Raw genomic sequence first — 19,609 nt, forward strand, 5'->3', positions numbered from 1 at the left:
GTCTTCTCCTCTTCTGCATCACACTTGCTCTGAACATCTTCGCTCTGCGCGTCGTGAAGAAATATAGGGAACAGTATGATTGATATCGCTCAGGACACTGCCGGTTCTGCCATTGGCGGGCGTGTCAAAGGCATTCCTTCCGGCGTCCATACGACAGACGAAGCTCGCAAGCGCCTGAAAAAGCGCTACAGCATGGAAGCGCGCTTCAAGGCTTACGGCATGGGTGCCATCGCACTGGCCGCAACATTTCTGGTTCTGCTGCTCTTCACAATTGTCGGCTCAGGCTTGCCTGCCTTCACTTACAACTACGTAAGCGTGCCGCTCAATCTGAGCGCAGAAAAGGTCGATCCAGCCAATCCGGCTGGCGCAAGTTACAACAAAATCATTCGCGACGGACTGAAGGCAGAATTGCCATTCGCTTCCGACCGGAAAAACCGCCGTGTGCTTTATTCTCTGGTGTCCTCCGGTGCCAATGTCACGCTGCAAAAGCAAGCAATAGCCGATCCATCCATACTGGGTGGGACTGGCCCGGTTGCGATCCCTCTCTCCGACTTTGCCGACCTTTATGTCAAAGGTCTGATCACAAAGAAAACCGAGATCGTCACCTCAAGCGCAGCAACAGTTTCCGGCACGGACGGTCAGGTGACCATCACCGCGCAGAAGCCTGAGTTTGAGCAGATCCTTGCGGCGTTGAAGACCTATTATGATCGTGAAATCGAACTGCTGACAGGCAAGATCGAAGCGCGTGGCCGATCAGAAATCAGCGTGAAAACCAAGATCGCTGGCTTGGAGACCCGCTTGGCCAATGAGAAAGACCCTCTCGTTGCACAGCGCCTGACCTCTGAGGTTGAAGGCAACAAAGCCGCTCTGGTCAAGATCATAAACGCACTGGAAAAGCAAAAAGCTGAACTGGTTACTCTGCATGGCCACCTTGCCAACATTGGCACGGGCGGCACACTCAACGCCAACATGCCAAGTTTCTTTGTAGAGGTGAACGGCGGAACCATTAAAGCAGAAAAGGTGACACCAACCAGCGTCACCGGAACAGCCTTTATTCCGCTGTCTACGGATGCTGCCGTGCCTGCTGGCCAGTGGGGCGTTGAAGAGCTGGAAACGCCAGAAAGTTTCCGCAAGTTTTCAGACAAAGAAATCGCCTACACCGATTATCTGGTCTCCAAAGGCACTGTTGCAAACGAGTGGAACTCTATCTTCTTCAAGTCCGGCGCGAGCCGTGAGCCGGAGATGGCAGGCATTTGGGGCGCAGCCGTTGGTTCCTTCTGGACCATGCTCGTTACCCTGTCCCTCTCGTTTCCAATTGGTGTGTCCGCTGCAATCTATCTGGAAGAGTTCGCACCAAAGAACCGCTGGACACATCTGATTGAGGTGAACATCAACAACCTGGCAGCCGTGCCATCGATCGTCTTCGGTCTGCTTGGTCTGGCAGTGTTCCTCAACGTCTTTGGATTGCCGAGATCGGCGCCCGTTGTCGGCGGTATGGTGCTGGCGCTCATGACCCTGCCAACCATCATCATCGCCTCCCGCGCAGCGCTTCAGGCAGTGCCGCCAAGCATCCGCGAAGCCGCACTCGGCGTCGGGGCCTCCCGCTTGCAGGCTGTGTTCCACCATGTGCTGCCACTGGCAATGCCGGGCATCCTGACCGGAACCATCATCGGTATGGCGCAGGCACTGGGTGAGACCGCACCGCTTCTCATGATCGGCATGGTGGCCTTCATTGTAGATATCCCGGCAAGTCCGGTTGATCCCTCTACCGTGCTGCCAGTTCAGATCTTCATGTGGGCAGACTTCCCGGAACCTGCCTTCCAGCAGAAAACCTCTGCCGCGATCATGGTGCTGCTCGGCTTCCTGATCTCGATGAATGCAATCGCAATCGTCCTTCGTAAACGTTTTGAGCGCCGCTGGTGATTTGAAAGGCAAGATCATGGCATTGGAAATGACCACAGACACCGAGAGTGCAATGGATACAACAATGAGCGCCCCTCCAGCCGTTTCAGCTGAAGGCGAAACACTCAAGATGCGTGGCCGCGATGTAAAAGTGTTTTACGGCGACAAGCAGGCCCTTCATGGTGTCGATCTGGATGTCCGCAAAAATCAGGTGACCGCGCTGATCGGCCCGTCCGGTTGCGGCAAGTCCACCTTCCTGCGCTGTCTGAACCGCATGAACGACACCATCGACATCTGCCGCGTGCAAGGCGATATTCTCCTCGATAATGACGATGTCTATGACCCGCGCATTGATGTGGTGGAACTGCGGGCCCGTGTTGGCATGGTGTTCCAGAAGCCCAACCCGTTCCCAAAATCAATCTTTGAGAACGTGGCCTACGGCCCACGCATCCACGGTCTGGCACAAGGTAAGTCGGATCTGGAAGATATCGTCGCAAGTTCCCTGCAGCGTGCAGGTTTGTTTGAAGAAGTGAAAGACCGTCTGGACGAGCCGGGCACAGGCCTTTCCGGTGGTCAGCAGCAGCGCTTGTGCATCGCGCGCGCAATCGCTGTGTCTCCGGAAGTGATCCTGATGGATGAGCCGTGTTCTGCGCTCGACCCGATTGCCACTGCAAAAGTGGAAGAGCTGATGGACGAACTGCGCCAGAACTACACCATTGTTATCGTAACCCACTCCATGCAGCAGGCCGCACGTGTATCCCAGCGCACCGCGTTCTTCCATCTGGGTAATCTGGTGGAAGAGGGGCTGACCAACGATATCTTCACCAACCCAAAAGACCAGCGCACGCAGGATTACATCACAGGCCGTTTTGGTTAAAAATAAAAGAGCGGTACTCTAAGGAGATATCCGATGAAAGATCATATTGTCTCTTCCTTCAATGAAGAGCTGAAAGAACTGGCCGGACGTGTCGTTGAAATGGGCGGACTGGCAGAAACCCTGGTTCACGACGCTGTCACTGCACTGCTGAGACAGGACCGCGAACTGGCAACCCGCACCATCGCCGCCGACCAGCGCCTGGACAACATGCAGGCCGAGCTGGAAGAGCTGTGCATCTCCGTGATCGCACGCCGCCAGCCAATGGCAAGCGATCTGCGCGACATCATCGCCGCCATGCGCATCTCCAACGATCTGGAGCGCGTTGGCGACATGGCCAAGAACATCGGCAAGCGAACACTGGCGATTGAATCTGAGTTCAACAACAAGCAGCTCGCTGTTGGTGTTGAGCACATGTCTGATCTGGCTCTGGAACAGCTCAAAGCCGTTCTGGACGCCTACACCTCTGGTGATCTCGAGGTTGTCCAACGCGTACATGTTCGCGATGACGAAGTGGATGCGCTTTACACCAGCCTGTTCCGCCAGCTGCTCACCTACATGATGGAAGACCCGCGCTCCATCACCATGTGCGCGCACTTGTTGTTCTGCGCAAAGAATATTGAGCGCATCGGTGATCATGCAACCAATATCGCAGAAAACATCTACTACATGATCTCCGGAAGCCACCTTCCAACAGATCGTCCAAAGACGGACGAGCTGGCGCAGAGCACAACCGTGTAGAGTGTGTTCACTTATAACGAGCAGAACACACGCAATTGCTTTATAAGAGAAGGTGCAAAGAGAGCACTTTAATATGCCTAAGATACTGATTGTAGAAGACGAAGAACCGCTAAGCCTGCTGCTGCGCTATAACCTTGAAGCAGAGGGCTACACTGTTGACGTGTGCGCAAGAGGAGATGAGGCGGAACTCCTCCTACAGGAAAGCCAGCCGGACCTGCTGCTGCTGGACTGGATGCTTCCGGGCCTCTCTGGCATCGAGCTCTGCCGTCGTTTGCGGGCACGCTCAGAAACCGAGCGCATGCCGATTATCATGCTCACAGCGCGCGGCGAAGAATCCGAGCGCATCCGCGGTCTGGCAACCGGGGCTGACGATTATGTCGTCAAACCGTTCTCCGTTCCGGAACTTATGGCCCGTGTTCGTGCGATCTTCCGCCGTGCATTGCCAGAAGTTGTTTCCACAATGCTTAAGTCTGGCGACATCGAGCTCGACCGCGAAACCCACCGCGTGCGCAGAACAGGCCGCGAAATCCACCTCGGCCCCACAGAATACCGCCTGCTGGAGTTCCTCATGAGCGCACCTGGCCGCGTTTACTCCCGTGAACAGCTGCTGGATGGTGTCTGGGGCCATGATGTTTACGTAGATGAGCGCACTGTGGACGTCCACGTAGGCCGCCTGCGCAAAGCCATCAACAAAGGCCGCATGAAAGACCCGATCCGCACCGTCCGCGGCGCCGGATACGCTTTCAACGACCAGTTCGCTGTTGGGTAATTGATCTCTGCTATATGCGCATTGTGAAACTGCATCTCCCTTCCAGAGGTGCAGACAAAAAACAATGCGGATAACAAATGATAATCAAGACGGTTGATCGAGCGACCGCTCATATCTACGACAATCTCTGTCAGGCCTACGAGGCAGAGTTCTCACCTCTCACACACAAACATCCAAACGCGGATGGTTTGTTTGCCAAAGACACGCTCCTTGAAGGCAACATCACCGGCTATCTGGCTTTAAATGATGATATCCCCGCCGGGTTAGCTGCAATCAAGCAGCAAGATCATCACGACTTTGAAGTCTGCGAGTTTTACGTGGTGCCAGTGTTCCGCAGACATAAACTGGGACAGCGTTTTGCCGCTGCGTTGTTTGATCAAATGTCCGGTAACTGGCAGATCAAGCAGATTGAAGGCGCTGATCAGGCCATTGCCTTTTGGCGTTCCGTTATCAACACCTACACCTCAGGTCAGTTTTTGGAAGAAAACTATACGGACCCATACTGGGGCGCCGTCACCCGCCAAACCTTTAAAGCTCACTAGTTCTCAGGCCAGAGCGACAAGCGCCATATCAAGACGACACGCAAACAGCAAAAAGCCGGGCTTTGGACCCGGCTCAATACGTTGCTTTTTCAGCTCAGATTAGCTTGCGCGGCGGTTGCGGCGGTCGCTGACGGGCTGATAGGCAATGCTGCGGTGATGCGCACAATAAGGTGTGCCTGCATCTGACTGGCGACCACAGAAATAGAAGTCATCAGAACTCGGATCACCAATCGGCCACTTACAGGTGCGCTCATTCAATGTCAGGATGGAGGCGCGCTCTGAAACCGGAATAAAGAGATCGGAGGTTGGGACTGGAGAAATTTCTGGTTGGATAGCTTCAATCGGTTCAACTTTAAGGGCGTTGGCACCGGCTATCGTTGGCTGAATTTGTCGGGGACTTGGAGAAGGCGCAACAGCTGCAATCGCTTCAGCCACTGTTGGTTTGGTTGAGGTGACGACCCTTGCCGCTGGGGCAGGTGCCTTTCTCGTTTTGGTTGCACCACCTCCCGATTTGGCGCGACCTGAAAGACCAAGGCGATGAACCTTACCAATCACCGCATTACGGGTTACATTGCCAAGTTCCCCCGCGATTTGACTGGCGCTTAACCCGTCTGCCCAAAGTTTGGTTAGTAACTCTACACGTTCTGCTGTCCAGCTCATTAAAGGGCCCCGTCTTCCTTCAGTGGCGCGCAAAACAGCATTCGCTCAGTTCGGACGCATCCGAAAGTGCCGCTTACCTGAGCGTGTGTGCTTGCAGCGTTCAGTAACTACGAGATGGTGTATAACTCTTGTCACACAGTACTATATGGGCGTTGATACGAGCAATAACCTCAAAGAATTGAGGTGGGGAAGACTCTGGTTTTCCCCAGAATTGCCGTACTACTACTTACCTATAACAGCCTTCTTGTGGTGGGAGAAGATTATCAATCTAAAGAATAGGAGCTGTTTGTTAAACCAAGTTCCACCGCATTCTTTCCAACACAAAGTAAGAGCTGATAGCGTTACCCCGTTGATATTTAATACATATATTTACCACTGAAAAACAACTAGTAAAAAACACTAGTAAACTACAAATTGCATAACACAAGAACTAAGCGCACTCCTCTCTCATATGCCGTAGTACACGCTAGAGGTGTATTGAATAAACCTTAAGAACCGTGGAAAAAAACTGGTCATAGAGCATGGGATTTAATCTCTACTCTATCCTCTAAAAATGCCACAATGCATGCTTCTTCCGGTAGTAGCCTGTTTAAGCTGCACCAGAGGGAGAGACACAAGGCTGGCAGCCAATTCCTGAACGGGAGTAAGGTATTGCTGGCAATACGTGTTATTGACTGCCCTGAGGGAACGCGGTTTATATGTCGCTTCTCTTAGTTTCAAAACGCCACAAGGCGTTTTTTTGTTTTTGTAGCAACCAGGACTTTTGAGCATATCGAGAAAGCTCAATCCATGAGGAGTAAGAAATGACGACTTCGTCGCTAATGCAGACTTATGCACGCTCAGACCTCGCGTTCGAGCGTGGGGAAGGTGTCTGGCTGATTGCGGCTGATGGTCGACGATACATGGATTGTGCCTCGGGTATTGCCGTCTCCGGCTTGGGTCATGCACACCCAAAGCTCGTTGAGGCGCTCAAGTCTCAGGCTGAAAAGCTGTGGCACGTCACCAATCTCTATACAATTCCAGAGGGTGAGAAGCTTGCAAAGCTGCTGACAGACAACACCTTTGCTGATGTTGTGTTCTTCACCAACTCCGGGACGGAAGCAACAGAAGGGGCCATGAAGGCCGCACGGCGCTATCACTTTGCCAAGGGCAATCCGGAAAAGAACCGCATTATCACCTTTGAAAATGCGTTCCACGGCAGAACCATGGCAGCGCTCGCCGCTGGTGGCCAGCAAAAGTACCTCGAAGGCTTCGGCCCCGCGCCAGAAGGGTTCGATCAGGTGCCTGTTGGTGATCTGGACGCGGTTAAAAAGATGGTCGGACCGGAAACTGCAGCCATCATGCTGGAGCCGGTTCAGGGTGAAGGTGGTATCCGCACCATGGACTCGGCCTTCCTGAAAGGTCTGCGCCAGATCTGTGATGAGAATGACTTGTTGCTGATCTACGATGAGATCCAGACAGGCGTTGGCAGAACCGGCAAACTCTTTGCCCATGAGTGGGCAGGCGTTGCACCGGATCTGATGGCGATTGCAAAAGGCATCGGTGGCGGCTTCCCAATGGGGGCGTTCCTCGCAACCAATGAAGCGGCCAGTGGCATGGTTCCTGGCGTTCACGGCACCACCTTCGGCGGCAACCCGCTGGCGATGGCTGTTGGGAATGCTGTTCTGGAAACGGTTCTGGAACCGGGTTTTCTGGAAGCTGTGCAGGAAAAAGGCTTGCAGCTGAAACAGAAGCTGGCCTGCGCTGTTGATCAGCACAGTGATGTGTTTGAGCTGGTGCGCGGTGAAGGCCTGATGCTTGGCTTGAAATGCAAAGTGCCGAACACACAAGTGCTGGCACACATGCGCAATAACGGCCTGCTGCCAGTTGGTGCCGGAGACAACGTGCTCCGTATTATGCCACCAATGATCATTACCGCTGAAGAAATTGACATGCTCGTCCAAAAAATCGAAGCCGCTGCTGCGGATGTGGAAACCGAGCTGAAAACTGCCGAGACTGCCAAATGACCACTATGACAAAACCACAGCACTTTCTCGATATCAGCGATTTTTCCGGTGATGACCTTCGCCAGATTATGCAGGTCTCCAATCAGATCAAAGCCACCCGCAATGGCGTTCATCGCGGGCAGGGGCCATTGGCAGGCAAAGTGCTCGCCATGGTCTTTGAGCAGCCTTCCACCAGAACCCGCATCTCCTTTGATGTGGGCATGCGGGAACTGGGCGGCGAAACCCTGATGCTGACAGGCGCAGAGATGCAGCTTGGCCGCGGCGAGTCCATTCCAGATACCGCCCGCGTGCTGTCCCGCTTTGTGGACATGATCATGATCCGTATGTTGGACCATGATGCTGTGAGAGAACTGGCAGAGTACGCTACCGTGCCGGTCATCAACGGCCTGACCAAGGTTTCGCATCCTTGTCAGATCATGGCCGACATCATGACATTCGAAGAACACCGCGGAAGCATTAAGGGTAAAACCGTTTCCTGGGTGGGCGATAGCAATAACGTTCTTTACTCTTGGATCGAAGCGGCAGCAAAGTTTGACTTTAAAATTAACGTCGCCGCACCAAATGAACTGACAGTACCTCTTGAATGGATCGAAAAGGCCTATACATCCGGTGCTGAACTCGTCGTGACAGACGACCCGTTTGCTGCTGTGAAAAACAGTGATTGTGTTATCACCGATTGCTGGGTGTCCATGGGAGATGACGAAGCACAAACGCGTCATAACCTGCTGGCTCCTTATCAGGTCAATGAACGCTTGATGAGCGAAGCCAACGATTCATCTTTGTTTATGCACTGCCTGCCTGCGCATCGTGGGGAAGAAGTGACAAATGAGGTGATCGACGGCCCGCATTCTGTGGTATTCGACGAGGCAGAAAACCGACTCCACGCCCAAAAAGGCATTATGGCGTGGTGCATGGGTGCTTTGCCTGAAGGATAAAGCATATCGCTGAAAAGTGGTTTTCCGGTTTTCAGACAAAGATATGTGTAAGGATAAAAGAACAAGATGACAAATACACCTGCTCAACCGACCGCCGCTGGCGTTGACGCTGTTGTTCCTTTTGCTGTTGAAGCATTGGACGTTCGCGGTCGGGTTATCAATATGGGGCCGGTGCTGAACTCTATGCTGGCGCGGCACAAGTACCCTGCGCCAGTCAACAAGCTGCTGTCAGAGGCAATTGTCCTGACAGCCATGCTTGGCAGTACCCTCAAATTCGAAGGTCGCCTGACCTTGCAAGCCCAGACCGACGGTGCAGTCTCCACGCTCGTTGTTGATTTCAACGCGCCTGACGGGCTGCGTGCTATGGCGCAGTTCAGCGAAGACAAGGTCGCCGAAGTTGCAGCCAAAGATGGTTTCAAACCAGACCACCTGCTCGGCAAAGGCCATCTGGCCTTCACCATTGATCAGGGCGCACACACCAGTCGCTATCAGGGTATCGTGGTCCTGAACGGCACCACCCTGGAAGAGGCTGCTCACGAGTACTTCCAGAAGTCAGAGCAGATCCCGACATTCGTCCGCCTTGGCGTGGCTGAAGTGTTGACCAAAGCCGAAGAGGGTGGCGCTGATCATTCCTGGGCTGCCGGCGGCATCATGGTTCAGTTCCTGCCTCAGTCTCTGGATCGTCTCAAACAGGCCGACATCCATCCGGGAGATGCACCGGAAGGACATGAAGCTCACGAGATTGACGAAGACGACGCATGGGTCGAAGCGCGCTCGCTGGTCGAGACCGTAAAAGATGATGAGCTCATCGATCCAAGCCTGACTGTCGAAGGTCTTCTGTACCGCTTGTTCCACGAACGTGGTGCATCCGTCTTCTCCCCGCAGTTGATGGCAGATAAATGCACCTGCTCGGAAGAAAAGATCACCGCCATGATGCAGAACTTTTCTGAGGCAGACAAAACTGAGATGAAGGCGGAAGGAACCGTCCACATCAAGTGCGACTTCTGCTCCAAGGATTATGAGCTGGACGCGAACAAAGTGTTCGAAGACTAAAGCGCGTTCCGCTTGTTTGGATTCAATCAAGCGACAAGAATTCGCTCAGATAAAAAGTTGTGGCAGGCAGTGTGAATGAACATGAATGCTGAATGACACAACAGCTCAGGAAAAGCGTAAAAAACGCAAACCAACGCACAAAAAAACGCTGTCAGAAAATCACTGGTAGCGTTTTTCTTTAACTCATTGATATTGAATGAGAACCGCAACTACACACGGTCAAAGATCGACCCCATGCGTGGGCTGAACAACCGGTCATAGGTTTTTAAAAGCATCATGTCCGTCATACTTGCCACGTAATCACAGACGATCCGTGAACCGTCTTCAGCCTCAACGAAGTCCGCATAAATCTCTTCCGGCAAGAACGCCTTGGGCTCACTCATAAGCGTCTCAAAGACAGCCACCACCATAGTCTGCCCTTTGAACTCAAGATGCTGAACATTCGGAGCCTGAATAACCCGTTTAAAAACAAAGCTTTTCAGCGCATCCAACACCTTGGCATGCCCTTCTGGCAGAACAGCTTTGTACTTCAAGAGCGGTTCGCTGAAAGCCTCCTGCGCCTTGATCTGAACAGCCACAATGAAGAAGTGAACCAGCTTTCCGATGAACTGTTTTCGCCGATTAGCATTGCCGAACAGCCCGGCAATCATTTGCTCGTAGGCATTGCCAGAATATTTCTTCGGATTGCTCTCGATCAGATCATCCAAAAATGCCGCGCAAACGTCTGCAGAGATATCCTCCCGGAACTGCTCTTCCCGAACCAGCTCCAAAGCAATTGCATCTTCAAAGTCATGGACCCCATAGGCAATGTCATCGGCCAGATCCATGATGGAACAATCCCATGATTTAAAACGAGATTTCCCGTGCTTACTGTCCTTGCGCGTAAAGCTGCAAAACAGTGAGCGATCCCGCTCAGAGAGTGGTTCCAGCACCCAGTCGACGATCTCTTGTTCCCCATCCATAAAACACTTGGGCGGAGCAGAGCGCTTCTGGTCAATCAGGCGCACAGTCGAGGTGTTGGGGTTAAGCCGCGGGGATAACTCAGGATTATGGACCTTTGAGAACGCCACCGGATACTTCATCATGCCAAGCAATGCCTGCCGCGTCAGATCAAGCCCCATGCTTCTCCGACATTTTCTCCAGCTTTGAAACAATGCGCAGGGTCTGGCCATTGCCTTCATAGCCACCAGCATCGCGCATGCAGTAATTCAGCGCCACTTCACCCCCATGCCCGAATGGCGGGTGGCCAATATCATGGCAATAACTAATTGTTTTTACGAGGCTTTCCTCAGGGATGTAATCGTAAGCCGGATGATCCTTGAAGAACGCCCGGAACTGCCGGGTAATGCCCGAAGCGATCTGCGCCACTTCCAGCGTATGCGTTAGGCGCGTGCGATAAAAGTCGCTGTCACCCAGATTGAGGATCTGGGTTTTCCCCTGCAGGCGGCGAAAGGCATGAGAATGAACGATGCGGGCATAATCCACGTCATAGGGTGTCCGCGCATCATCTGACTTGGGAACCCAACCGCTTTGACGCGCCGTCCAAACAGCATCACTCACTTCAACCACTCCGCAATAAATCGAGCAAAAAAAAGCCCCGCACAACAAGGTGCAGGGCAAAATACTATCAGGAAATCAGCGACTTAAAGAACTCTGCGGTCTCTCTGGCAGACTGTTCAATATTGCCTTTCCAGGTCGCGGGAGAAGCTCCGCGCGGGGCAAGGTCGTGGTTTCCATCCTCCAACCAGAAAAGCCGAACAAACTCAGGTAAATCAACAGCTTCCACCTCAGCCTGATGCCCCATCTGATCCCGATCACCCTGCGCTATCAAGATAGGACGAGTGGATTTCTGCAACGGCTCAAGCCGCCAGTCCGCCAGCTCTTTCTTCGCTTCTGTATGGAACGGATACCCGAGGCACACAACACCGGCAATACGCTTCGGCAGGCTCTCTCCACCGGCCAGCATAGCTGCAACGCGCCCACCCATGGACTTGCCACCAATCAGGACAGGGCCTTGAGTTTGTTCAAGAATATCCTGCATAGCGCTCTGAAATTCGCCTATGAGTTTGTCCGCCCGCGGAGGAGGAGCCTTCTTGCCTGTCTCCCGGCGCCTCGCCATGTAAGCAAACTCAAACCGCGCAACAGCAATGCCATTCGCAGCCGCAGCTTCCGCAAACCGGTTCATAAAATTGGCATCCATCGGCGCACCCGCACCATGAGCCAACACAAGAGTGCCATGGCACTCACCTTCAGGACGTGTCCATAAAATCTCAGTCATGAAGCTATTTTAGCGCCTCTTTCACGACAAAAGTGACAGGAAATTTACTTGTCCCCGTCTTCAATAAGCACCATATTCAAATTAACTAATATAAATGCGTAGAAGATGCGCGCTAATTGAACGGAACTCATCATGGAAGAAGGCGTCATTCGCCTGGGAATATTTGCGGGCGCATTCTTAGTGTTCGCATTCTTGGAAATCTTCATTCCAAGGCGTTCAGAGAGCCAGGAGCGGCCACGACGATGGTCAACCAACCTTCTCCTGTCGATAATCAACACTCTGATGCTACGGTTCGCTTTGCCTTTTGCAGCAGTATCAACGGCTTACTGGGCACAGGTGGAGGGGTTTGGTCTCGCGCACTGGCTGGCAGTTGACCCAGTTATAGCGGGCGTAATCGCGTTTTTTGCGCTCGATTTTGCGGTCTGGGCCATGCATGTCGCAAGCCATAAAGTCCCGTTTCTATGGCATTTGCATAAGGTTCATCACACCGATCCACGTTTTGATGTCACAACGGCTCTTCGCTTCCATCCGCTGGAAATTGCAGTCTCCATGCTCTGGAAAGTGATCGTCGTCGCACTCCTCGGCGCACCTGTTCTCTCTGTGGTGATTTTTGAAGTTGTCCTCAACGCAGCTGCCATGTTCAACCACGCCAACATCAAGCTCTCTGATAAAGCAGACCGCATCTTGCGCTGGATGATCGTGACACCAGACATGCACCGCATCCACCATTCCACCCGACCCATCGAAACTGATAGTAACTACGGCTTCAACTTCCCTTGGTGGGATCGTTTGTTCTCCACATATGTGAATGATCCTAAGGGTGGTCAGGAGAACATCACGTTTGGTCTGAGTGAATTTCAGGGCAAAGAGCCACGCCAGTTGGGCTGGTCATTACTGTTGCCCTTCAAGGCCTTAGCGCATGCGCAAGGTTGGCTTTCCAGCCGTGTCAATAAAGATGGCACGCCGAAAAAAGGATGATTAGAAGAAGCCGCGCGGGAAATATCTGAGATAGAGTTCCCCGAGACGACCGTTGGATTGAAGGCGGGTAAGACCAAGATTGATCGCATTCAACATCTTGGTATTGCCTGCCTTTGTTGCAATCGCCAATCCACCGCTAAAGTAGCTCGGATCCAGCCACGGTCCCCCTGCAAACTTGCAGCATCCGTCGGCAGTGCGCGTATCCAACCAGAATGACAGCCTCATCCCATCGCCAAACAGAGCGTCCACATTTGACCTGGACAAAGCATTGCGGGCAAGCTCTTCATTTTCAAATGGAACTGCAACTGCGTCTGTAAAGAACCGCTCCAAAAATGCCTCGTGACGCGACCCTTCCACAACTGCAATGCGCTTTCCACCCAATGTTTCTGGCAGAGGTTCCAGTGTGCTGTTCCTGCCCACGACAAAGCGCCCCGGAAATCGCATGTAGATCTGAGAAAATGACAGTTTTTCAAGGGTTTCTGGTGTCATGCTCACTCCAGCAATGACAGCGTCTGCTTCGCCATTAAACACCGTATTGGCCAAGTGGTTAAACGGAATGATCTTGAGACTGCAGGCAGCCTTGAGGCTCTGACAGATCTCGCGGGCAAGATCCACATTGTAACCCATCAAACGCTCTTCACTATCTCGAAAAATGAAGGGTGGAAAGTTATCTGCAGCAATGAAACGGATCCGCTCCGGCGCCTTGCCGGTTGTCGCTAGACCAGACTGCCCGCCAGAAAACAAAGGGATAACGACCGATGACGGATCAGATCGGGACTTTACTCCAATTTCCGAGCCACTGTTTCCCCCTCCCAACAATGGAGAGCTCTGGGAAACCTCCCAGCTATCCGAGCCATTTGCATTCTGTGCCATAGCATTTGACGCCGCGAAAATGAGCGGCTGGGCACTACATAAAATCAGCAATATGAAGAATACGGGGAAACGCAAAAGTTATCCAATCCAGTTTGCAACAGAGCGTAAGCCTAACGGGAAATTCTCAAGGAGATACTAAGTGAATGTCTGCGTAAGGGGAAGACCTGTAACCGAAGATGAGCCTCCTAGAATAACAAGGGCCACGGTATCAAAGGCGGGGCAAGAATATCGCGAGATATCAGCAGCTAACGGGCTGCCATTTTCTGTGCGTCAGGCGAACACTTTACGCTCTTTAGCTCTATCGATTGGTCGCATTGAAAGCGCACGTTCTGTTGAAGCGGGGCAAGCTCTGCGAAACCGTATGACAGCGATTAGCCCCCTGGAGCATTCTGCCGATGATCCTTCTCCTGATGAAAGGGCTGGGCCTCTTATCAAAAGTGTCTCCAGGCCTTCACTCAAAGAACGATATGTTCCTGAATTTGTACGCCTGAAGAACGCGCTGGAGCGGGAAGTGCTGCTGCAATGCAATTGCTCCGATGCCTTGATTGACTTCGCAAAGTTGAGGATCTCGGTGGTAGACAAGTGCATCAGCAATTACCTGATTGAACAAGGATTTCTGGATGCCTCAGTGTTCTACTGGGGAATTTCCGGCAAAATGAACATTCGCTATGCATCTGATGGCAGCCTGTCAGCAATCGCTCCAATCGATGAGAAGCTAAAGCCATTTGAAACTGAAGGAATTTTGTTCGTTCCGGCACTGGATCTTAATCAAAAGGTCGTCTTCGCAGCGGCCCCACTTGGTCATCAACTCGAGGCTTTTGAGCGGGCTCTGGGATATTTCGATGAAGCCACGAGCAAGATTGTGATTGTGACACCGCAGTACCAAAAGGCGTTGACGGTAACGACCGCAAGCTCCAACGCCTTGGCACAAGACGATGTTTCAATGTCGGCAGTGTATCGCTTTTTGCCTTCGCAACGAAAGCTGCTGACAGTCTCACCAATCATCTTCCTCGGTGCAGCTGGCTTCGCGTTTGATGCATTTTTATGGGGCCTCTTTATCCTGCTGACTTTGTCACTCGGTGTCACAGGGTTGCTTCGCCTTGCGTCATTTTTCACTTATTCTGACCGGCAAGAGTTTACGGTCCCAAAGCTGGATAAATGGCCGCACTACACCGTCCTTGTCCCTCTTTACAAGGAGTCTGCAATCTGTCGCCAACTGGTCGATGGATTGGATGCGTTGGATTACCCGAAAGACGCGCTCGACGTGATCTTTCTGGTTGAGCAAGACGATGAGCTGACACAGAAAAATCTCCGTAAACTGCTAAAAAAATCCATGCGGATGATCATCTTGCCACCCGGAAAACCTCAAACCAAACCTCGCGCGCTTTCCGTCGGCCTTGCCGCGACAAAAGGTGAATTTGTGACGGTATTTGACGCCGAGGACAGGCCAGAGCCACAGCAACTAAAAAAAGCCATCTGCCAGTTTGCTCTTGAGGGCCATGATGTCGCTTGCTTACAAGCAGCATTGTCCATTGATCATGCGGAAGAAAGTTGGCTGGTCCGCCAGTTTGCCTTTGAATACGCTGCACTCTTCGATGTCTTCCTGCCATTCTTGTCCCGCAAAAACCTTTTGCTGCCTCTGGGAGGGACTTCCAACCACTTCCGTGTCAGTGCATTGCGGAAGGTTGGCGGCTGGGATCCATTTAATGTGACTGAGGATGCTGATCTGGCGGTCAGGTTTGCGCGGCAGGGATTTAAGACCCGCACGCTAAATAGTTCCACCTTTGAGGAAGCACCGCTTACGCTCACAGCATGGCTCCATCAACGCACACGCTGGCATAAAGGTTGGATACAAACGCTCGCTGTGCATCTGCGCCATCCAATGTTGACCTACAAGCAACTCGGCGTGACAAACTTTGCTTTACTGCTCCTAACGTTCTTTGGCGGCATGCTGTGCCTTTGGGCAGCTCCCTTGACTGCGCTCATGTTTGGAAAGCTTACTTTGAACTTTTACAACACCGGACTGCAGGCATTTGATGCCTTCAGCATCTATGCCATGTTTTGTTTTCTCTTTGGTCTCGGTGGCACTGTTGTCACGGTCCTGCAAGGTAGTGCAAAGCGTGGCTTTCGGGCACGGTCCTGGGAGATTGCAAGCATTCCATTCTATTGGGTTCTTGGCTGCTTTGCCTCTTACAAAGCGCTCATTGAATTTGCCATAAAACCGCATTACTGGCGAAAAACAGAGCATGGCATGGTGCGTCATCGGGGGGGAAAGAAAGAGCGCCCAATAGTGATAGGAGCGAAGAGAAACTAAGCGTTCCAAGGCAACCCGAGAGCGTCTATCGTGAGATTGCACGGCTGCCCGTTATAGAATTGATCGAGTAACTGATGAAACACTATTGGATCATCAGCAACATATGCAAAAAGGGTTGCACAGCTGCGCACCTTCAAGCTGTCTATTTCGCCAAGAATTTGCTTGGAACTGAGATCGGTATGCTTGAGAAGTAACCCGCAGCAGCCACGTAATCGCGCGGCCAGTAGAGGATAGGCAAGATATCGCTGAGCTTCTCCAAGATCGGCAATGCCAAAGAAATGCGCGGTTGAGGAACGGCCCAGTTCACGTAATTGAGGAAAGATAAACCAGATCCAATGTGAGGTCTTCCGGCCTTGTGAGAGCTCCTGCACCACCTCTGAGAAAACCGGGTCCTGCGCAATTACAAACCGGGTTATGTCATCCTTGGTCGTTTTTATCATTTGATACTCGCTCTCAGGTCACCATCATTGCAGTTATCTTCCGCCAATCAGCCTTTCATATTGGTTCTCCAAGTAGTACGACAGAAACAAAAATGCTTAGTCGAACTTCAGAGTTGTCTAAGAGTGAAGTATATTTTTAGACCCAAGCATAATGAACTGTTCTCTTTCCTGATGTTTTTCTGAGTTCGTTATTGAAGAAACATAAAAACAACTGGTTTCAGAGTTTAAATCGTCATTCCCTAACGTAATGTCTGGACATGTGGACGATGCGAAAAAACTTCGTGCGATCATTGAAAGTAAGGCTTGGGAATACACAATCATATCTATCATCGCCCTGAATGCGATAACTTTAGGGGTTGAAACCAGCCAGACTGTTCAACAACATTACGGCCCAATACTCCGCACATTGGACGATATCGTAGTAGGCATATACGTGATTGAGATTTCTCTTCGCGTGTTTGCATATGGCTTCCGCTTTTTCCGAGGGGCCTGGAATCTCTTCGACTTCTTTATCGTAAGCATTGCGCTTATTCCGGCCACTGGCCCGGCAGCGATACTGCGGTCACTGAGAATCCTTCGAGTCCTGCGGCTCATCTCGGTCGTCCCATCGCTAAGGCGCGTGATCGGAGGGTTGGTCCTGGCATTGCCAGGGATGGGCTCAATCATGTTGCTTCTCTCTCTGGTCTACTATGTGTTCTCTGTCATGGCGACACAGCTCTACGGCGAGACCTTCCCTGAATGGTTTGGAACGATCGGAGCTTCTGCTTATTCTCTGTTCCAGATTATGACACTGGAGGGGTGGAGTGATGCAATCGTCCGCCCAGTCATGGATGTCTATCCGAATGCCTGGTTGTTCTTCATACCGTTCATTCTGACCACTGCATTAACAGTCCTGAACTTGTTCATCGGCGTCATTGTTGCAGCAATGGAGGAAGAGCATGAGAGGGATGTGGAAGAGCATCACCATTATGTGCGAATGGAAGCAAATGCGATCATGAAAGAGCTCAGGACTTTGCGGCAAGATGTTACGAAGCTGAGACGCAATCGTAAGGCCCCTCATAAGAAAACAGCAGAGTTGACCTAGAGAGCATTCTCAGGACGTGGACGACGGTCTTTGTGCAGCATGGAGGTACCTCAGCGCACCAACACCAGCACTTGGTGCGCAGTCCTTCAGAAGGCGTCTCTGCCGCTTCTCAAAATAGCCTAGGTTGTATCTGCCAGTAGGCATACAGAGTTTTATGAGTTGCAGAGAGTGCTCTAAACAAGATCATCCATGTACCAAAGCGGCATGAGGAGAGGGAGAAGCTGCAATTGCAATGGCCAAGCCGGGGTCATTTGACGGGTGTCAACCTCAGCCTTTTAACTCTTCAGATCATACATTCAGGAGGTTTTGGCTCTGGTGTTGAGCAATACCCGCGATTTCTACAAAATTTATGCAATTTTTTGTTAGTTCTTGTGGAAATGATCAAGCCCATGAAAACTATAAGTTAATTTTGGTAGTGTTGTTTTGACTCTACTACCTGAAGTTCTTGGCGATTTCTTCATCTATACCAGTCAATATTTTGCTGGCCCCTTTCAACTTGAAACCATCAGATAATTACTTAGGGTGGGCCCAAATTCGAAATGTGAGGTCAAGTGTCGAAATGCGGGCGAAGTTGCGATCCATCATTGAAAGCCGCGAATGGGAATTCACAATCATAAGTATAATCGCGTTGAACGCTGTTGTCCTTGGCTTGGATACAAGCCAGATGCTTATTGCCAAGTACGGCCCCATACTGCGCTTTCTTGATGAGTTGATCCTTGTAATTTTTGTTGTTGAACTGACACTGCGTATCATCGCGTTTGGTCCGGGTTTCTTTAAGGGGCCATGGAACCTCTTCGATTTCTTCATCATCACGATTGCAGTCATCCCGGCAACCGGCCCGGCAACCATTCTGCGATCACTCAGGATCCTGAGGATTTTGAGGCTTATTTCGGTTGTCCCGTCTCTGAGAAGTGTCATTGGTGGGTTGATCCTCGCACTTCCGGGCATGGGCTCAATCGTCCTGCTCATGGCTCTCGTCTTTTATGTCTTCTCCGTAATGGCCACGCGCTTGTACGGCTTGGTGTTTCCCGAATGGTTTGGCTCAATCGGAGCATCTGCCTACTCGCTGTTCCAGATCATGACACTGGAAAGCTGGAGTATGGGGATCGTTCGGCCAGTTATGGAGGTCTTTCCCAATGCATGGCTGTTCTTCATTCCCTTCATATTGTGCACCGCCTTCACCGTCCTGAACTTGTTTATCGGTATAATCGTTGCAGCAATGCAGCAGGAGCACGATAAGGATATTGAGCAAGACCGTATCAACGTGCATGAAGAGACCAAGGTTGTCTTGAGTGAACTAAAAGACCTGAAACTTGATCTCATGGTTGAGCTGGAAAAATTGCGGAAAAACCGCGAGTAAGATTATCCGTCGGCAGAACTACTTACGCTGAAGATCATGATCAAGTTCTGATGAAGTAATCTTGATCACCGCGCGTGTGGATTGCGAGCGGGCTGTTATAGGCACCTTGGAAAAAAAGCCCTAAGACGAAAAGCATATCTGATAGGATACGATATGTTTGATGCAAAACTCCGCGGCTATATAGACCCACCTCTCAATAGAATGGGAAAAGCGCTGGCAGATCTGGGGATTACTGCAAATGCAGTGACCTTGGTCGGGCTTGGGTTTGGCCTTGCTGCGGGGGCGGCGGTGGCCGCTGGGCAATTTAATACAGCTCTACTGTTTATCTTGCTCAATCGCTTTGCAGACGGGTTGGATGGTGCCATCGCCAGAGCGGCGGGGTCCACACATCTCGGCGGGTTTTACGACATCACATTCGACTTCATCTTCTACGGTGCAATCCCACTGGCCTTTGCCTTTGTCGCGCCTGAGCAGAACGCTTTGGCTGCGGCAGCCTTACTTTTCAGCTTTTACATTAACGGTTCCACATTCCTTGCATTTGCAACGCTGGCACAGAAGTTGGGCATGCAAACCTCATTGCGAGGCAAGAAGTCCTTCTATTATCTGGGAGGGCTCGCTGAAGGCTTTGAAACCATTGGTGTCTTCGTCGCATTTTGCTTGTTCCCCACTTACTTCTCATGGGTTGCGTGGACTTTTGCTGCGATCTGCACACTTTCGGCCATTTCTCGCGTTTTTATGGTTCGACATATGGTTTTGAACCACCCAGATCCTTCGGTGTGAGATCGCTGCTCTTGCGAAGA

General features: G+C 51.7%; 19 protein-coding genes. 13 read left to right on the top strand and 6 right to left on the bottom strand.

All coding sequences use genetic code 11. From position 1 onward, the window contains the following. The first annotated feature begins 75 nt into the window (after positions 1-75). From pstA to PPL9_RS23110, 5 genes are all read left to right on the top strand, one after another. The gene (gene pstA / locus PPL9_RS23090; protein WP_057464915.1) at positions 76-1,923 is read left to right on the top strand and encodes a phosphate ABC transporter permease PstA; all 1,848 of its coding nucleotides are present in this window, start codon (positions 76-78) and stop codon (positions 1,921-1,923) included. A gap of 52 nt (positions 1,924-1,975) precedes the next feature. Beyond that, a complete protein-coding gene (pstB, locus tag PPL9_RS23095; RefSeq protein WP_057465026.1) occupies positions 1,976-2,779 on the top strand; it encodes a phosphate ABC transporter ATP-binding protein PstB in 804 nt (267 codons plus the stop codon). A 33-nt stretch (positions 2,780-2,812) separates the two neighbouring features. Beyond that, positions 2,813-3,517 carry a phosphate signaling complex protein PhoU gene (gene phoU, locus PPL9_RS23100; protein ID WP_057464916.1) on the top strand — a complete coding sequence of 235 codons (705 nt, stop codon included), beginning with the start codon at positions 2,813-2,815 and terminating at the stop codon, positions 3,515-3,517. A 73-nt stretch (positions 3,518-3,590) separates the two neighbouring features. Beyond that, positions 3,591-4,286, top strand: coding sequence for a phosphate regulon transcriptional regulator PhoB (gene phoB / locus PPL9_RS23105; protein WP_057464917.1), 696 nt, complete (start codon positions 3,591-3,593; stop codon positions 4,284-4,286). Between the two features lie 77 nt (positions 4,287-4,363). After that, a complete protein-coding gene (locus PPL9_RS23110) occupies positions 4,364-4,828 on the top strand; it encodes a GNAT family N-acetyltransferase (RefSeq protein ID WP_057464918.1) in 465 nt (154 codons plus the stop codon). A 99-nt stretch (positions 4,829-4,927) separates the two neighbouring features. Here the strand turns inward: PPL9_RS23110 and PPL9_RS23115 are convergent, their stop codons facing one another. Continuing rightward, positions 4,928-5,488, bottom strand: a complete 561-nt coding sequence (locus PPL9_RS23115) for a GcrA family cell cycle regulator (RefSeq protein ID WP_057464919.1) — start codon at positions 5,486-5,488, stop codon at positions 4,928-4,930. Between the two features lie 803 nt (positions 5,489-6,291). Here PPL9_RS23115 and PPL9_RS23120 point away from each other — a divergent pair. The 3 genes from PPL9_RS23120 (at position 6,292) to PPL9_RS23130 (ending at position 9,482) form a co-directional block, all read left to right on the top strand. After that, on the top strand, positions 6,292-7,494 hold the full coding sequence (locus PPL9_RS23120) for an aspartate aminotransferase family protein (protein WP_057464920.1): 1,203 nt from the start codon (positions 6,292-6,294) through the stop codon (positions 7,492-7,494). Then, a complete protein-coding gene (gene argF / locus PPL9_RS23125; RefSeq protein ID WP_057464921.1) occupies positions 7,491-8,429 on the top strand; it encodes an ornithine carbamoyltransferase in 939 nt (312 codons plus the stop codon). Before PPL9_RS23120 ends, argF begins: the two co-directional genes overlap by 4 nt. A 66-nt stretch (positions 8,430-8,495) precedes the next feature. Then, positions 8,496-9,482, top strand: coding sequence for an Hsp33 family molecular chaperone (locus PPL9_RS23130; RefSeq protein ID WP_057464922.1), 987 nt, complete (start codon positions 8,496-8,498; stop codon positions 9,480-9,482). Positions 9,483-9,691: 209 nt separating this feature from the next. On the opposite strand, the gene PPL9_RS23135 is transcribed toward PPL9_RS23130, so the two are convergent. The 3 genes from PPL9_RS23135 to PPL9_RS23140 form a co-directional block, all read right to left on the bottom strand. Continuing rightward, positions 9,692-10,603, bottom strand: a complete 912-nt coding sequence (locus tag PPL9_RS23135) for a hypothetical protein (RefSeq protein ID WP_244273446.1) — start codon at positions 10,601-10,603, stop codon at positions 9,692-9,694. After that, positions 10,593-11,042 carry a dGTP triphosphohydrolase gene (gene dgt, locus PPL9_RS34345; RefSeq protein ID WP_244273447.1) on the bottom strand — a complete coding sequence of 150 codons (450 nt, stop codon included), beginning with the start codon at positions 11,040-11,042 and terminating at the stop codon, positions 10,593-10,595. The genes PPL9_RS23135 and dgt overlap by 11 nt, the downstream gene beginning before the upstream one ends. 67 nt (positions 11,043-11,109) lie before the next feature. Beyond that, complete coding sequence (locus PPL9_RS23140) at positions 11,110-11,760, bottom strand: alpha/beta family hydrolase (protein ID WP_057464923.1); 651 nt, start codon at positions 11,758-11,760, stop codon at positions 11,110-11,112. Positions 11,761-11,892: 132 nt separating this feature from the next. Between PPL9_RS23140 and PPL9_RS23145 the strand changes: the two genes are divergently transcribed. Then, positions 11,893-12,738, top strand: coding sequence for a sterol desaturase family protein (locus tag PPL9_RS23145; RefSeq protein WP_057464924.1), 846 nt, complete (start codon positions 11,893-11,895; stop codon positions 12,736-12,738). Here the strand turns inward: PPL9_RS23145 and PPL9_RS23150 are convergent, their stop codons facing one another. Next, the gene (locus PPL9_RS23150) at positions 12,739-13,611 is read right to left on the bottom strand and encodes a transporter substrate-binding domain-containing protein (protein ID WP_057464925.1); all 873 of its coding nucleotides are present in this window, start codon (positions 13,609-13,611) and stop codon (positions 12,739-12,741) included. A 361-nt stretch (positions 13,612-13,972) separates the two neighbouring features. On the opposite strand from PPL9_RS23150, the gene PPL9_RS23155 reads away from it, so the two are divergent. Continuing rightward, positions 13,973-15,925, top strand: a complete 1,953-nt coding sequence (locus PPL9_RS23155; RefSeq protein WP_208989575.1) for a glycosyltransferase — start codon at positions 13,973-13,975, stop codon at positions 15,923-15,925. On the opposite strand, the gene PPL9_RS23160 is transcribed toward PPL9_RS23155, so the two are convergent. After that, positions 15,922-16,365, bottom strand: a complete 444-nt coding sequence (locus tag PPL9_RS23160) for a DUF1810 domain-containing protein (protein ID WP_057464927.1) — start codon at positions 16,363-16,365, stop codon at positions 15,922-15,924. The genes PPL9_RS23155 and PPL9_RS23160 overlap by 4 nt on opposite strands. Before the next feature lie 247 nt (positions 16,366-16,612). On the opposite strand from PPL9_RS23160, the gene PPL9_RS23165 reads away from it, so the two are divergent. The 3 genes from PPL9_RS23165 (at position 16,613) to PPL9_RS23175 (ending at position 19,589) form a co-directional block, all read left to right on the top strand. Continuing rightward, on the top strand, positions 16,613-17,449 hold the full coding sequence (locus PPL9_RS23165) for an ion transporter (RefSeq protein ID WP_057464928.1): 837 nt from the start codon (positions 16,613-16,615) through the stop codon (positions 17,447-17,449). A gap of 559 nt (positions 17,450-18,008) precedes the next feature. After that, complete coding sequence (locus tag PPL9_RS23170; RefSeq protein WP_057464929.1) at positions 18,009-18,809, top strand: ion transporter; 801 nt, start codon at positions 18,009-18,011, stop codon at positions 18,807-18,809. A gap of 153 nt (positions 18,810-18,962) precedes the next feature. Continuing rightward, positions 18,963-19,589, top strand: coding sequence for a CDP-alcohol phosphatidyltransferase family protein (locus PPL9_RS23175; RefSeq protein ID WP_057464930.1), 627 nt, complete (start codon positions 18,963-18,965; stop codon positions 19,587-19,589). Positions 19,590-19,609: the final 20 nt, after the last annotated feature.

The sequence above is a fragment of the Pseudovibrio sp. POLY-S9 genome, from assembly GCF_001431305.1.
Lineage (GTDB): Bacteria > Pseudomonadota > Alphaproteobacteria > Rhizobiales > Stappiaceae > Pseudovibrio.